The organism is Xanthobacter sp. 126 (genome assembly GCF_000526175.1).
Taxonomy (GTDB): Bacteria; Pseudomonadota; Alphaproteobacteria; order Rhizobiales; family Xanthobacteraceae; genus Xanthobacter; species Xanthobacter aminoxidans.
Genome location: NZ_JAFO01000001.1, coordinates 949,163 through 961,109, shown reverse-complemented (window position 1 = coordinate 961,109; position 11,947 = coordinate 949,163). Strand labels below are relative to the sequence as shown.

General features: G+C 64.9%; 13 protein-coding genes and 2 pseudogenes. 8 read left to right on the top strand and 7 right to left on the bottom strand.

Going from position 1 to position 11,947, the window contains the following annotated elements:
- The first annotated feature begins 139 nt into the window (after nucleotides 1-139).
- Together XAN126_RS0104510 and XAN126_RS25975 are read left to right on the top strand one after the other, a co-directional pair.
- Nucleotides 140-1,111, top strand: coding sequence for a TOPRIM nucleotidyl transferase/hydrolase domain-containing protein (locus XAN126_RS0104510; protein WP_024277409.1), 972 nt, complete (start codon nucleotides 140-142; stop codon nucleotides 1,109-1,111).
- A complete protein-coding gene (locus XAN126_RS25975) occupies nucleotides 1,047-2,333 on the top strand; it encodes an ATP-dependent helicase (protein WP_348550902.1) in 1,287 nt (428 codons plus the stop codon). The genes XAN126_RS0104510 and XAN126_RS25975 overlap by 65 nt, the downstream gene beginning before the upstream one ends.
- Here XAN126_RS25975 and XAN126_RS26825 read toward each other — a convergent pair.
- A pseudogene (locus XAN126_RS26825) lies at nucleotides 2,315-2,680 on the bottom strand (DDE-type integrase/transposase/recombinase); the annotation flags it as partial. The gene XAN126_RS25975 and the pseudogene XAN126_RS26825 sit on opposite strands and share 19 nt — an antisense overlap.
- A gap of 19 nt (nucleotides 2,681-2,699) precedes the next feature.
- On the opposite strand from XAN126_RS26825, the gene XAN126_RS0104500 reads away from it, so the two are divergent.
- The gene (locus tag XAN126_RS0104500) at nucleotides 2,700-3,314 is read left to right on the top strand and encodes a substrate-binding domain-containing protein (RefSeq protein WP_024277408.1); all 615 of its coding nucleotides are present in this window, start codon (nucleotides 2,700-2,702) and stop codon (nucleotides 3,312-3,314) included.
- Nucleotides 3,315-3,444: 130 nt separating this feature from the next.
- Here XAN126_RS0104500 and XAN126_RS0104495 read toward each other — a convergent pair whose 3' ends face one another.
- From XAN126_RS0104495 to XAN126_RS0104485, 3 genes are read right to left on the bottom strand one after another with little or no spacing between them, the layout of a single operon-like run.
- Complete coding sequence (locus XAN126_RS0104495) at nucleotides 3,445-4,284, bottom strand: MBL fold metallo-hydrolase (protein WP_024277407.1); 840 nt, start codon at nucleotides 4,282-4,284, stop codon at nucleotides 3,445-3,447.
- Between the two features lie 21 nt (nucleotides 4,285-4,305).
- Nucleotides 4,306-4,632 (bottom strand): hypothetical protein, encoded by a 327-nt coding sequence (locus XAN126_RS0104490; RefSeq protein WP_029876706.1) that lies wholly within the window; start codon nucleotides 4,630-4,632, stop codon nucleotides 4,306-4,308.
- Nucleotides 4,633-4,637: 5 nt separating this feature from the next.
- Nucleotides 4,638-5,183, bottom strand: coding sequence for a hypothetical protein (locus XAN126_RS0104485; RefSeq protein ID WP_024277406.1), 546 nt, complete (start codon nucleotides 5,181-5,183; stop codon nucleotides 4,638-4,640).
- Nucleotides 5,184-5,351: 168 nt separating this feature from the next.
- Between XAN126_RS0104485 and XAN126_RS0104480 the strand changes: the two genes are divergently transcribed.
- Entirely contained in the window at nucleotides 5,352-6,251 is a 900-nt protein-coding gene (locus XAN126_RS0104480; protein ID WP_024277405.1) for a LysR substrate-binding domain-containing protein, read from the top strand.
- 18 nt (nucleotides 6,252-6,269) lie between these two features.
- Here the strand turns inward: XAN126_RS0104480 and XAN126_RS0104475 are convergent.
- Both XAN126_RS0104475 and XAN126_RS0104470 read right to left on the bottom strand, forming a co-directional pair.
- Nucleotides 6,270-7,163, bottom strand: a pseudogene (locus XAN126_RS0104475) (DUF3363 domain-containing protein); the annotation flags it as partial.
- A gap of 218 nt (nucleotides 7,164-7,381) precedes the next feature.
- The gene (locus XAN126_RS0104470; RefSeq protein WP_245272208.1) at nucleotides 7,382-8,128 is read right to left on the bottom strand and encodes a TetR/AcrR family transcriptional regulator; all 747 of its coding nucleotides are present in this window, start codon (nucleotides 8,126-8,128) and stop codon (nucleotides 7,382-7,384) included.
- A 197-nt stretch (nucleotides 8,129-8,325) separates the two neighbouring features.
- On the opposite strand from XAN126_RS0104470, the gene XAN126_RS0104465 reads away from it, so the two are divergent.
- Genes XAN126_RS0104465 through XAN126_RS0104450 form a run of 4 tightly spaced genes read left to right on the top strand, consistent with a single transcriptional unit; the run spans nucleotide 8,326 to nucleotide 11,364 of the window.
- Nucleotides 8,326-8,778: a MaoC family dehydratase gene (locus XAN126_RS0104465; RefSeq protein ID WP_024277404.1), complete on the top strand. Its 453-nt coding sequence runs from the start codon at nucleotides 8,326-8,328 to the stop codon at nucleotides 8,776-8,778.
- Nucleotides 8,775-9,692 carry an SDR family NAD(P)-dependent oxidoreductase gene (locus XAN126_RS0104460; protein WP_024277403.1) on the top strand — a complete coding sequence of 306 codons (918 nt, stop codon included), beginning with the start codon at nucleotides 8,775-8,777 and terminating at the stop codon, nucleotides 9,690-9,692. The genes XAN126_RS0104465 and XAN126_RS0104460 overlap by 4 nt, the downstream gene beginning before the upstream one ends.
- 11 nt (nucleotides 9,693-9,703) lie before the next feature.
- Nucleotides 9,704-10,165 carry a thioesterase family protein gene (locus XAN126_RS0104455; RefSeq protein ID WP_024277402.1) on the top strand — a complete coding sequence of 154 codons (462 nt, stop codon included), beginning with the start codon at nucleotides 9,704-9,706 and terminating at the stop codon, nucleotides 10,163-10,165.
- On the top strand, nucleotides 10,162-11,364 hold the full coding sequence (locus tag XAN126_RS0104450) for an acetyl-CoA C-acyltransferase (protein WP_024277401.1): 1,203 nt from the start codon (nucleotides 10,162-10,164) through the stop codon (nucleotides 11,362-11,364). Before XAN126_RS0104455 ends, XAN126_RS0104450 begins: the two co-directional genes overlap by 4 nt.
- Before the next feature lie 63 nt (nucleotides 11,365-11,427).
- Here the strand turns inward: XAN126_RS0104450 and XAN126_RS0104445 are convergent, their stop codons facing one another.
- A complete protein-coding gene (locus tag XAN126_RS0104445; protein WP_051460544.1) occupies nucleotides 11,428-11,934 on the bottom strand; it encodes a thioesterase family protein in 507 nt (168 codons plus the stop codon).
- Nucleotides 11,935-11,947: the final 13 nt, after the last annotated feature.

Below are 11,947 nucleotides of genomic sequence, written 5' to 3'. Positions count from 1 at the left end.
TACACTCTTTTCTAGGTCAAGAGTCGGCGGATGCCGTGCAAGGGCTCGTCCTGAACAGGTTGGCATCAATAGGATTGGGAGAGAAGTTTGCGCATCTCGCGGGTAAAAATAAGAAATTTTGCAAACTTCTCGGACATTGATGTCGAGACTGGCGAGCCTCGAGCTTGATCGCCTGGTGACCGATGGTGAGCGCGACCACACCTTTTTCGTGGTCGAAGAGCCCGAGGCGCATCTACATCCGCATGTGCAGCGGCTGGTCTATCGGTATTTCCTCGGCGGAGCTGCGGGTGATGAGGAAGATGTGCCGCCGCTCACAACCATCCTCACGACGCATTCACCGCATATTGCAAGCGTTACACCGATCCGCTCGATCGTCCTGCTCCGGCACGATGCCGGCGAAGACGCGACGACCGCGGTCTCGACAGCGACGGCTCCGCTGACCGCACGCGACGAGGCCGATCTCCAACGCTACATCGACGTCAGCCGGGGCGAGATCTTCTTTGCGCGAGGCGTCATCCTCGTCGAAGGCGATGCTGAGCGGTTTCTCATTCCCGCATTCGCCGAGGCGCTCGGCATACCGCTCGACATGCTGGGCATCACGGTCTGCTCGGTGAGCGGCACCAATTTCACGCCCTATGTGAAGCTGCTGGGTCCTCAGGGCCTGAACATTCCCCACGTCATCCTGACCGATCGCGATCCGAACGGCGCGAACCCGCCGCTGGTGCGCCGCCGCCTCATTAATGTGCTGCGCCTGGTCGAGAACGGCGTGAACTACACGCCGCTGGACGCCGACGCCGTGATCGCCCGTGCGGAGCCACTCGGCTATTTCGTAAACGGCAACACGCTCGAGCCGGAGCTGTTCTGCGGCGGTCTGGCGGAAGCGATGCAGCAGGTCATCGGGGAGGAGCTGTCGATCAACCAGGCGACCCGCGACCTGATTCAAGGCTGGGTCGACGACGCCGACACGCTCGATGAGGAGCACCTGATCAAGCTTATCGAACGGATCGGCAAGGGGCGCTTCGCGCAGGCGCTGGTGCCGCACGTCGATGAGGATACGTGCCCGGACTATATCCGGAGGGCGCTGGAGCACATTCGCGATGCCCTTGCGTAGTGTTAGCGCCGCATATCTCGCCCAGGCGGCGGACTTGGCCAGTAACCCTGGCCAGCAAGCCGCCTATGACTCGACGGGCCATTGCGTCGTGCTCGCCGGCCCCGGCAGCGGCAAGACCAAGACGCTGGTGCTTAAGCTAGCCCGGATCATGGCTGAAGATGTACGCGCGCCACGCGGCGCGGCGTGCATTACCTACAGCCAGGAGTGCGCGCGCGAACTGACACGCCGGTTGGAACGGCTCGGCCTGCGAGAGGCGCCGAATCTTTTCATCGGCACGGTCCATGGCTTTTGCCTGCGGCATCTTTTGATGCCCTACGGTCGGCTTGCCGATCTGCCGGTCCCGTTTCCGCTCGCGGTCGCCACTCAACGTCAGAGCGACCAGGTGATAAAGCGGATCGGCGACAGGCTCTTCGGCGTGGGTCATCCGAACAAACCGATGGACCTCGGACGTCATCGGCGGTCAATCCTCGACCGGACCTCGGAAGACTGGACCAGCGAGGAGGAGCTTGCGGCCTGGGCTGAGGGCTACGAGGCCGAGCTGCGGCGGACAGGCCTCGTCGATTTCGACGACCTTGTGATTTTCGGTCAGCGGCTGGTCTCAGAGCACGATTGGGTGCTCCCGTTGCTGCAGGCAAAATTCCCGGTGCTCGCGGTCGATGAATATCAGGATCTCGGCGTCGCGTTGCATCGCATCGTCAAGCACGTGGCCTTCGACGGCGGTGTCCGCCTCTTTGCGGTGGGAGACCCTGATCAATCAATCTACGGCTTCACGGGAGCGGACGGCGCTTTGCTGCAGGAGCTAGCCGAGCGCGAGGATGTCGAGCGCGTTCAGCTCCAGCTCAACTATCGCTCGGCCTCGCGGATCGTCAGCGCCTCAGAAATGGCGCTCGGCGAAGCGCGCGGTTATCAATCGAACGATCCGGATCGCCAGGCGGTGATCGCTTTCGTCAAATGTGACGACGGGCTGGAAGGCCAGGCCGCGCACGCGGTCGCTGAGATCATTCCTGCCGCGCTCGCCGCCAAACCGGGACGCGCACTCGGCGACATCGCCATCCTCTATCGGGACTATCGCGCCGGCGACGTGGTGGCGGAAGCCGTTGCGGCTGCGGGGCTCGACTTCGTGCGCGTCGACACGGCCGCGCCCTATCGGAAGGTCGCGCTCACGAGCTGGATCGAGGATTGCGCGGCATGGTGCGCGGGTGGTTGTTCGTGGTCGTCGTAGTGGAAGCGTTTGACGGTCGCCTCCTTGATCGTACGGTTCATCCGCTCGACCTGCCCGTTGGTCCAGGGATGCTTTGGCTTTGTCAGCCGGTGTTCGATGCCATGAGCCTGACAGGCGCGATCAAAGGGATGCCCGCGCCACATGGCGGTCGGACCGGAACGGTTCTTCGGCAGGTCGGCGAACTGGATGCCGTTGTCGGTCAGAACGATCTCGATCCTGTAGGGAACGGCGGCCACCAGCGCATCGAGAAAAGCGCGTGCCGTCGCCGTGGTGGCCTTGTCAACGAGTTGGGCAAAGGCGAACTTAGAGGTGCGGTCGATGCCGACATACAGATACAATTTGCCTTCCCGGGCGCGCTCCAGCCATTTGAGCGGCACCGTCCATCTGGTCGGCCCGGCGGAATATCTTTCCGCCCGCATCGGCCCCGCCCTGGCGCCGCTCGTCGGGGAAGGTCTGCGGCTACGCATCCAGACTGGCAATCGCGAGCGTATCTATGCGGCGCTCGACGAGGGCCATGCCGATCTTGCCGTCACCGCTTCATCGCCAAACGGCAGCGTCCATGGCTTTGCCGAACTGGGTCGGGAACGCCTGATGCTGGTCGCCGCACCGGCTATTACAGAACGGACCAAAGCGCGCATCGTCACCGCCGAATTCCTGTGCGGTTTGCCCTGTATCGCCTATGATGAGACCCTGCCGTTGTTGCACCCGTTCTTCGAACACGTCTTTGGCAAGGCCCCCGACATGCAGGCCGTGGTGACGGCGCCCGACTTGCGTATCCTGATCGGCATGGCCCAGGCCGGAACGGGATGGACGGTGCTGCCGGACTATCTATGCGCCGAAGCGCTGGCGAGCGGGCAACTCGTGGAACTGCCGACGACGCGGCCGGGGCCGGACAACACGCTCTATCTCGTCTGGAACAAGACGGCGCTGCGCCATCCTCGTGTCGTGTACGTTAGAGATTTTCTGCTGCGTGCGGTTTGAGCGCGTAAACGTGGATGAACGGCTGCCGCTTCCATCATAGCCCTCGACAGCAGCGAAGGGCCGAGGGCCAGCACCCCGCTGCGGATGCTCTGTAGTTTCGAACGCAGATCGCGCCGACAGCGGCACTCGCTCATTCCTCATATGCGACACCGTAGGCCAACTTTTTTCGCTCGATCCGTGCGAAGCCGGGTTCGCCGAGGTGCATGCCCGCGATTAGCAGTTGCTCGGCGGCCAAGCAGTCCAGAAGCCTCGATCGTGTCGCGGCTGAGAGCGACGCATCCTGATCGAACGCGATCGATACGTCGGGACGCGGAATCTGGATCTGCGGGAAATGAACGATGTCGCCCCAGACCAGCAGGCTCTTGTCACCTGAATCCAGCCGATAGCCGGTGTGTCCGGCTGTATGTCCCGGCAGCGGCATCGCCGTGATGCCGGGCAGCACCTCGCCGCCGTCGAAGGTACGCAGCCTGTCGCGATAGCCATCGAACGCCTGACGCGCCACGAGGAAGTTGCCACGCGTACGCTCGGGCGCGCGGCTTAGATTGCCGTCATCCTGCCAGAACGCGACTTCTCGATGGTGAGCGACAAGCTCGGCGTTCGGGAAGACGGCTTCGCCTGAAGCGCCCATCAGCCCCCCGACGTGATCGGGATGGGCATGCGTCAACAGGATCGCATCGATCTCGGAAGGCTGGATGCCAGCGAGTAGCAGATTGTTTTTTAGTCGACCGCCCCACTGCTTGAAACCACCCGCTCCGGCGTCGATCAGGATCGCGCGACCGCCGCTGCGCACCAGGTAGCAGTTGATATGGATCGAGGTATGATCCGTTATCCCCGCATTTTCCTGCATACGGGCGGCATCGGCCGGGTCGATATTCGCGAGGAAATCGAAACTGGCGTGGAGATAGCCATCGCTGACGGCGGTGATTGTTAAATCACCGATCTGTTGGCTGGGTAATGTGAAACTCGACATTGGTTTTCTCCTGGCATCCGCTCAGTTCCACGCGTGAATGCTCGACGCTTCATAGCCAAAGCAACGGATGCGCGCGGTGAGGCCGATATTGCCCTTGATGGCCTCGTCCAGCCCTTCCATGAACTCCACCATGACTGGCGGCGTCCGAAATGGCTCAAGGCGATATTGGATTTCTGCGAAAGCGGGGTGCCCCCGGCCATGCCGGACAGCGACATAGACAATATGCACGTTCGCCAATGCCGCGCGGAGAATGCCGGTGCAAAGTTCTGTGCATTGCTCCGTGAGTTCTGCCAGGGCTTCGTCCGGCGGCATCCTGTCTGCGGGAATATAGATCGTGACATTCGGCATTAGGCCTACCGCGTCTTCCCAACAGCAGCGTCACCCTTGCTCGTCAACTGCACCGTCATCGGCACATAGACATGAACGCCTTCAGATAGATGCTCGATGTCAGGCACGTTGCCGCGGCCCACCTTGGCGAGCCAGCGGTGTTCCGGGAACTTCTCCATCGCGACCGCCTGCATCGCATATGGGGTGAGGCCAAGCCCAATCAGAGGCTCGGGGCCTTCTGCGCTCAACGCCAGATATTCGCCCTCGCCAATGCCCGGCGCGCGGTCAATGCCACCGTAGAGGTTCCGGTGCCAGTCGGTGATGTGCTGTTGCCAGCGGGCGAAATTGCCGCCGCCCCTCTGGCGGTATTCCTCGCCCGTCAGAATATCGAGGCCGTCGATCGAGTGTAGGGCGAGATAGACGGGGCAGCCACGGCTCAGCGCCTTGAAACGCTGCGAGGTGTGGAAGCCGGTCACCGAAATGAGTGCTGGCAGTTTGTCCAGGCTGTAAAAGTCGTTCCATTCCGCTTCGCTGCCGGGATCGGCAAAGCTGCATTCCACCGTATAGATCACTATTCCACCTTCGATCGGAAGATTGTCCTTCCGATCTTGTCTTTCGTTGATGTTTCATCATGATATCCTGCCAATGCATGGCTATATATCGACAATGGATCACGCTTCAGTGACCTAATATCAAGGTGGCGGCGGATCGAATGCCGAACCATCTTGTCAGGAACCATCATGCGCCGCAAAATTCCCAGCAATTCCGCACTCATGGCGTTCGAGGCGTCGGCGCGTCATGGTAGCTTCGCTCGCGCAGCCGACGAACTGGCCCTGACCGAAGGGGCGATCAGTCGGCAGATAGGCCGGTTGGAAGCCTTCCTCGGCGTCACGCTGTTCGAGCGGGTCGGCAATCGCGTCCGGCTTTTACCGAATGGAGAGCGCTATGCGGTTCAGGTCCGCGAGGCACTCGACCGGCTGGAGCGCGACAGCCAATATCTGATGGGGCAGCCGAGCGACGGCGCGAGCCTCGACATCGCAATCCTGCCGACGTTCGCCACGCGTTGGCTCATCCCGCGTCTGAAGCCGTTCCAGGAGCGCCATCCGCATATCACCCTGCATCTTGCGGAACGGATGGAGCCATTCGTTCTCACCGGCAGCGGGTTCGACGCCGCCATCCATTTTGAGCATCCTGCCTGGACGGGAATGCGGACGCACCGCTTGCTGCATGAGGTGCTGGTTCCGGTCTGCCATCCGGCGCTGATCAGGGGCCGAGACCCTGCCACAGCCCTCGATGCGCTGCCGCGGCTCCATCGCCGCCAGAACCCGGACGCCTGGCATCTCTATGCCGAAGAGGCCGGGGTCGTGCTGACCAATCCTGCGATCGGTCCCCGCTATGATCTTCACTCCATGCAAATCGAAGCCGCGTTGGCCGGTCTCGGCGTTGCGCTCGTGCCGCGCCTCTATATCGAAAGCGAACTGGCGGAAGGTCGCTTGGTCGCGCCTTGGCCTGATGGGGAGTCGATCTCCAAGACCTTCTGCCTCATCCTGCCGGAGCCGATCCGGTTGAGTGAAGGTCCAATACAGGTGTTCGCGAACTGGCTCCTCGAGGAGGCGCGATCGTCAAATCCAACGCTTTGAAGGCGACCTCCGAATCCGTCACAATCCAAGCCCCTTCTGCCGACCCAATTGCCACGACACCGATCCGCCCTGAACGATGCCTGTCACCTCCCGCCCAAGCTGCCGATCGATGACCGGCCGCCACGGAACCAGCGTGAACTCGTGTCTCTTCTCGACGATGGCGAACTTGCCGCTGGTGAGCTGGACGGTTCCGGTGAAGGTGCCGCTGACGGTCTCGCCGTCGCCGGCCGCGCGGAACGGCATGGGCCTGGTGGCCGCCAGCTCCGCCCCGGCGCGGGCGACCTCGCGCGCTTCCAACGTCGATAGAAGATCGCTGCGATAAAGGACGCGGCCGTTCTGCTGACGGGTGGCGTCACTCTGTTCGATCAGCCGCTCGCGGCGACGGTCCATGGCCTGACTCACGTCCTGTCCGAACCCCGCCGGTGCAACATCAGACGGTCCGCGCCCGACCAGCTTCCGGTCGAGCCAGGTCGCGCCATCCGCCGTGATCTGCGTCTCCAGATCGAAGGTCGAGAGGACGCGGATATTGAGCTGCCGTCCCTGGCCCGCATCATGTGCGGCAGCGCGGGTCTCGAAGTCCTGCGGGATGCGCCACTGGTCGGCGTCGATCCGCTCGACGATCCCGTTTCGGCGCAGCGCCTCCAGACGGCGCACATGCGCATCGACGAACCCCTCATAGTCGCCGCCGGGCACACGGCCATCGAACCGGGCCTGCTCCAGATGGCGGCTCGGTCGATAGATGCGGTCCTCGGCCATGCCGGCCATGGCGCGGTCGGCCGGGCGTGGTCCGGCGTCAGCCGCGCCGATCTCGATGACGCTGCCGATGCGGGCGTCCGCGACCTTCGCCTGATCAACGCCGGAGACGTGATGCGTGCGACCGTCGATGCCGTCGATCACCAGCGTCAGGTTGTCATGAAATGCCCCGCCGCCCCGGCTGAGGGCAATGGCAGACTATCCCAAGGTAACTGAAACAGCTATTTCACATTTCGATCTTATTGCGCCGGAGCAATCCCCGCGCAAGCCACGGTTTGTCGTGTACTTCCAGCGCCGACATGGTGCCCCCGCGCTGCTCGATCGAAATTCATGCAGAGGCCGAAGCAGGGCACCAAAGCATCCTGAACCGGCTGCAGTCAGCCTCGTCGAGGCTCGAAGCCGAAGCGTAGCGGGCGCACGATCTGCTCCGCCAGCGCCTCGCGGTCCGCGGCCGTCTCGCCGGCCTTGGGGCGGTACCAGATCGACATCCAGTTGATGGCGCCGAGCGCAGCCTTGATGGTGAGTGAGGGAGATTCGCTTATCGCGCTGCCGTCTTCCAGAGCCGTGTCGAGCATGGATCGAAACAAGCGTTCGTAACGACGGCGCATGTCCATCACGGCATCAAGGGTGCGCCGCTGGGCCGGGGTGGTGGCCGCCAGCCGGTGCATGTGCACGCCCTGCACCACAACCGCGATGTAGGCATGGTTCTCCATTGACGCCAGCGCGTGTGCCTTCAGCATTCGAGCAAGGCGCGAGCCGGCCGTGCCCGGCATCGCCGACGCCGTTTCCACCGCGGCGAACAGGCGGTCCATGCCCTCGCGGTGCACGTCGAAGAAGAGGTCCGTCTTCGAGGCGTAGTAATGATAGATGCGGCCTTTGGTGGCGCCGAGGCGGCGCGCCACGTCGTCGATGCTCGTGGCGGAGAAGCCCTGCTCCATGAAGCACGCGGCAGCCGCCTCGAGGATGTCGGCATTGCCGGTGCCGTCGCTCCGGATATCCAGCGTGCTCCCGCCCGCCATCGCTTCGCCCACCGTGCCGGCGCCCGTCTTGCCCGTGGCCGTCTTAGTCGTGGCCGTCTTGCCCGAGACCGTCTTGGCTTTGCCAGCGTTGCCTTTTCCTGCCATGTCCTGCCCAGACCCTTGCTAAGTGCGCCTGCACGCTAGGCTGCCGCGCGCCCGCAGCCTAGCGAACGATTGCAAATCCTTCACCCGGATGAGGTGGCTGGACAAAGCCCCTCGCAAATGCATACTACCGAGTATGTTGTAAGCCAACATCCCGTCCGTGCGCGATGCCGCCGCAGGACAAGCCGGAACAGGTCCCGATGTCCCTTCCCATCCCCTCCCCCGGCGCTCCGCCCCTCGTGAGCGGCTGGCTCGACGTGACCCAACCTCTCGTCGATCTGTTCGCGGACGCCATTTCCGACCATCAGTTCATCCATGTGGACCCCGAGCGCGCGACGAGGGAGAGCGCCTTTGGCGGCACCATCGCCCACGGCTTCCTGGTGCTGTCACTGCTGTCGAAGCTCGGCGCCGAGGTGATGGAGCTGCCCGGGCCGGGCGAGGTGGGCATCAACTACGGCTTCGACAAGGTGCGCTTCCTCATGCCGGTGCCGGTGGGCCAGCGCATCCGCGGCGTGTTCCGCGTCGCCGCGCAGGAGCCCAAGGGCGGCGGCATCCTCAATCGCTTCGACGTGACCGTCGAGCTCGAACACGCCGCCAAGCCGGCCCTCGCGGCGGAATGGCTGGTTCTGATTCTCAAGGGAGACAAGGCATGAGCATCTCGTTCGAGGGGCGGGTGGCCATCGTCACGGGCGCCGGCGGCGGGCTCGGCCGCGCGCATGCGCTGGAGCTCGCCCGCCGCGGCGCCAAGGTGGTGGTGAACGATTTCGGCGGCGCCCGCGACGGCACCGGCGGCTCTACCGCCGCGGCGCAGGCGGTGGTGGACGAGATCCGCTCCGGCGGCGGCGAAGCGATTGCGGACGGCGGCAACGTCACCTCCGCTTCGGACATGGAAGCGATGGCAGCGGCTGCCCTACAGGCGTTCGGCCGCATCGACGTCCTCATCAACAACGCCGGCATCCTGCGCGACCGCACCTTCGCCAAGATGGATATGGCGGATTTCGCGGCTGTGGTCGCGGTGCATCTGCTGGGCTCGGCCAACGCCACCAAGGCGGTGTGGGAGACCATGCGCGCGCAGAAATACGGCCGCGTGCTGATGACCTCCTCCACCTCCGGCGTCTACGGCAATTTCGGCCAGTCCAACTACGGCGCCGCCAAGGCCGGGCTCATCGGCCTCATGAACGTGCTGCATTTCGAGGGCGAAAAGTACGGCATACGCGTCAACGCCGTTCTGCCCACGGCCGCCACCCGCATGACCGGCGACATGCTGGACGAACAGACCCTCGCCCATCTCGCACCCGAGAATGTCACGCCCGCCGCCCTCTACCTCGTGAGCGAGGAGGCGCCGAGCCGCACCGCTTTGCTCGCCGGCGCGGGCACCGTGTCACGCATGGCGATCGTGGAGACGGAAGGCGTGTTCCTGCCGCAGAGCCAGCGCACCCCCGAAGCGGTCGCGGCCGCCTTTGCCGATCTCGCCCGGCTGGACAATGCGATCGAGACCGAGGCCGGCCTTGCCCATGTGGAGCGCATCATCGCGCGCGCCAAGGCCGCAGCCATCGCGGCGGCCTGAAGGGAGCTTCCATGAGCGAGCCTCGCCCCGCCCCCGAGGGGCGGACGGCGTTCCCGCGCCTGTATGCCATGCAGACGCGCTGGAACGACGTGGACCGCTACGGCCACATGAACAACGTGGTCTATCTCGAATATTTCGACAGCGCCCTCAACCGGGCGCTGATCGGGGCGGGTGCGCTCGACTTCGCCGGCACCGGGCCCATCGGCATCGTCGCCAAGGTCGGCTGCGACTACTTCTCCGAGGTGAGCTACCCGGACGAAGTGGAGGTTGGCGTGCGCATCGAGCGCATCGGCAGCTCCAGCCTCACCTGGGGCTTCGGCCTGTTCCGGTCCGGCGCTCCCCTCACAGCCGCGGTGGGGCGCACCATCCATGTCTATGTGGACCGCGCCAGCCGCCGCCCGCAGCCGCTCAGCCCGGAGCTGAGGGCCCTCGCAGCAACTCTCCACGTTCCCCGGAAGGATCCCGCATCATGAGGGAAGCCGTCGTCGTCTCCACCGCCCGCACGCCCATCGCCAAGGCCTATCGCGGTGCCTTCAACGACACCAGCGCCCCTCAGCTCGCCGGCCACGCCATTGCGAGCGCGCTCGCCCGCGCCGGCCTCGAGGGCGGCGAGGTGGAGGATGTCATCATGGGTGCCGCCCTGCAGCAGGGCACGACGCACATGAACATCGGCCGTACCGCCGCGCTGCGCGCCGGCCTGCCCGTCCAGGTGCCCGGCCAGAGCGTCGACCGCCAGTGCGCCTCGGGTCTCATGGCCATCTCCATCGCTGCCCGGCAGATCGTCGGCGAGGGCATGGAGATCGCGGTCGGCGGCGGCGTCGAGCAGGTCTCGCTGGTGCAGAACGAGCGCATGAACGTCTTTGGCTGGCACGACGCCTGGCTGGATGCTCACGTGCCCTCGACCTACATGAGCATGATCGAGACCGCCGAGATCGTGGCCGCGCGCTACGGCGTCTCCCGCGCGGCGCAGGATGCCTATGCCCTCCAGTCCCAGCAGCGCACGGCGCAGGCGCAGGCCCGAGGCGCTTTCGACGATGAGATCGTGCCCCTCGACACCGTGAAGGTCATCACCGACAAAGCCACGGGCGAGACCCGCCGCGAGACGGTGCGCCTCACGCAGGACGAGGGGAACCGCGCCGATACGACCGCGGAAGGCCTCGCGGCGCTGAAGCCGGTGTTCAAGGGCGGCATCGAGGTGGCGGAAGGCCGCTGCGTGACCGCGGGCAACGCCTCTCAGCTCTCTGACGGGGCCTCCGCCTGCGTGCTGATGGAGGCCAGGGCGGCCGAGCGGCGCGGATTTTCTCCGCTGGGCATCTACCGCGGCATGGCGGTGGCGGGCTGCGCGCCGGAAGAAATGGGGATCGGCCCGGTCTTCGCCGTGCCGAAGCTGCTGGCCCGTCACGGCCTGACGGTGGATGACATCGGCCTGTGGGAGCTGAACGAGGCCTTCGCTGCCCAGCTCCTCTATTGCCGCGACCGGCTCGGTATTCCCGACGAGCGGCTGAATGTGAACGGCGGCGCCATCTCCATCGGCCATCCTTACGGCATGTCCGGCGCCCGCATGACAGGCCATGCCCTCATCGAGGGCCGCCGTCGGGGCGCACGCTACGTGGTGGTCACCATGTGCGTGGGCGGCGGCATGGGCGCGGCCGGCCTGTTCGAGGTGGCGTGAGTTTCTCCCGAGCAGCCTGAAGGCCCCGGAGCAATCCGGGGCCATTTTTTGGCCGCCTCAGGATCAGCCCCGTGCCGAAAGGCCGATGCGCCTGTCGAGCCAGGCCGGGCGCGGGAGGGGGGCGTGGGCCGCCGCATCGGCATCAAGGCGCATCTGCACGTGGGCGGGAAAGGGCGCGGCCCGTGGCGCGCCCGCGGCACGGGAGACATGCATCAGCACCTGTTCGCACAAGGCGAGCGCCACGCCCTCGGCATCGATGAGCCGCATGAGGATGTGCATGCGCTTGGCATCCGCCGCCAGCACCACCAGCTCGACCGAAAGTGCCGTGCCCTCGTGGCATTCGTGAAGGTATCCGATCCGGCTGTCGAGCGTGTAGAGAGTTGCGGCCTGCGTGGTGCGATAGTCGGCGTCCAGCCCCAGGCGCTCCATGTAGGCCGTGGCGGCATCGGAAAAGACGATGCCATAGGCGAAATCGCCCATATGGCCGTTGTAATCCACCCATTCGGGGCGGACGCGGTCAGCCAGAATGACGATGCCGGAAACGGCAGCCTTCTGCTGCGAATGGTCCACGACGGCTCCCTCC

What these genes read in the sequence shown, in the direction of transcription:
- XAN126_RS0104510 (WP_024277409.1), top strand. Translation starts at nt 140, where the DNA reads ATGTCGAGACTGGCGAGCCTCGAGCTTGATCGCCTGGTGACCGATGGT.
- XAN126_RS25975 (WP_348550902.1), top strand. Translation starts at nt 1,047, where the DNA reads ATGAGGATACGTGCCCGGACTATATCCGGAGGGCGCTGGAGCACATTC.
- XAN126_RS0104495 (WP_024277407.1), bottom strand. Translation starts at nt 4,284, where the DNA reads ATGTCGAGTTTCACATTACCCAGCCAACAGATCGGTGATTTAACAATC.
- XAN126_RS0104490 (WP_029876706.1), bottom strand. Translation starts at nt 4,632, where the DNA reads ATGCCGAATGTCACGATCTATATTCCCGCAGACAGGATGCCGCCGGAC.
- XAN126_RS0104480 (WP_024277405.1), top strand. Translation starts at nt 5,352, where the DNA reads ATGCGCCGCAAAATTCCCAGCAATTCCGCACTCATGGCGTTCGAGGCG.
- XAN126_RS0104470 (WP_245272208.1), bottom strand. Translation starts at nt 8,128, where the DNA reads ATGGCAGGAAAAGGCAACGCTGGCAAAGCCAAGACGGTCTCGGGCAAG.
- XAN126_RS0104465 (WP_024277404.1), top strand. Translation starts at nt 8,326, where the DNA reads ATGTCCCTTCCCATCCCCTCCCCCGGCGCTCCGCCCCTCGTGAGCGGC.
- XAN126_RS0104460 (WP_024277403.1), top strand. Translation starts at nt 8,775, where the DNA reads ATGAGCATCTCGTTCGAGGGGCGGGTGGCCATCGTCACGGGCGCCGGC.
- XAN126_RS0104455 (WP_024277402.1), top strand. Translation starts at nt 9,704, where the DNA reads ATGAGCGAGCCTCGCCCCGCCCCCGAGGGGCGGACGGCGTTCCCGCGC.
- XAN126_RS0104450 (WP_024277401.1), top strand. Translation starts at nt 10,162, where the DNA reads ATGAGGGAAGCCGTCGTCGTCTCCACCGCCCGCACGCCCATCGCCAAG.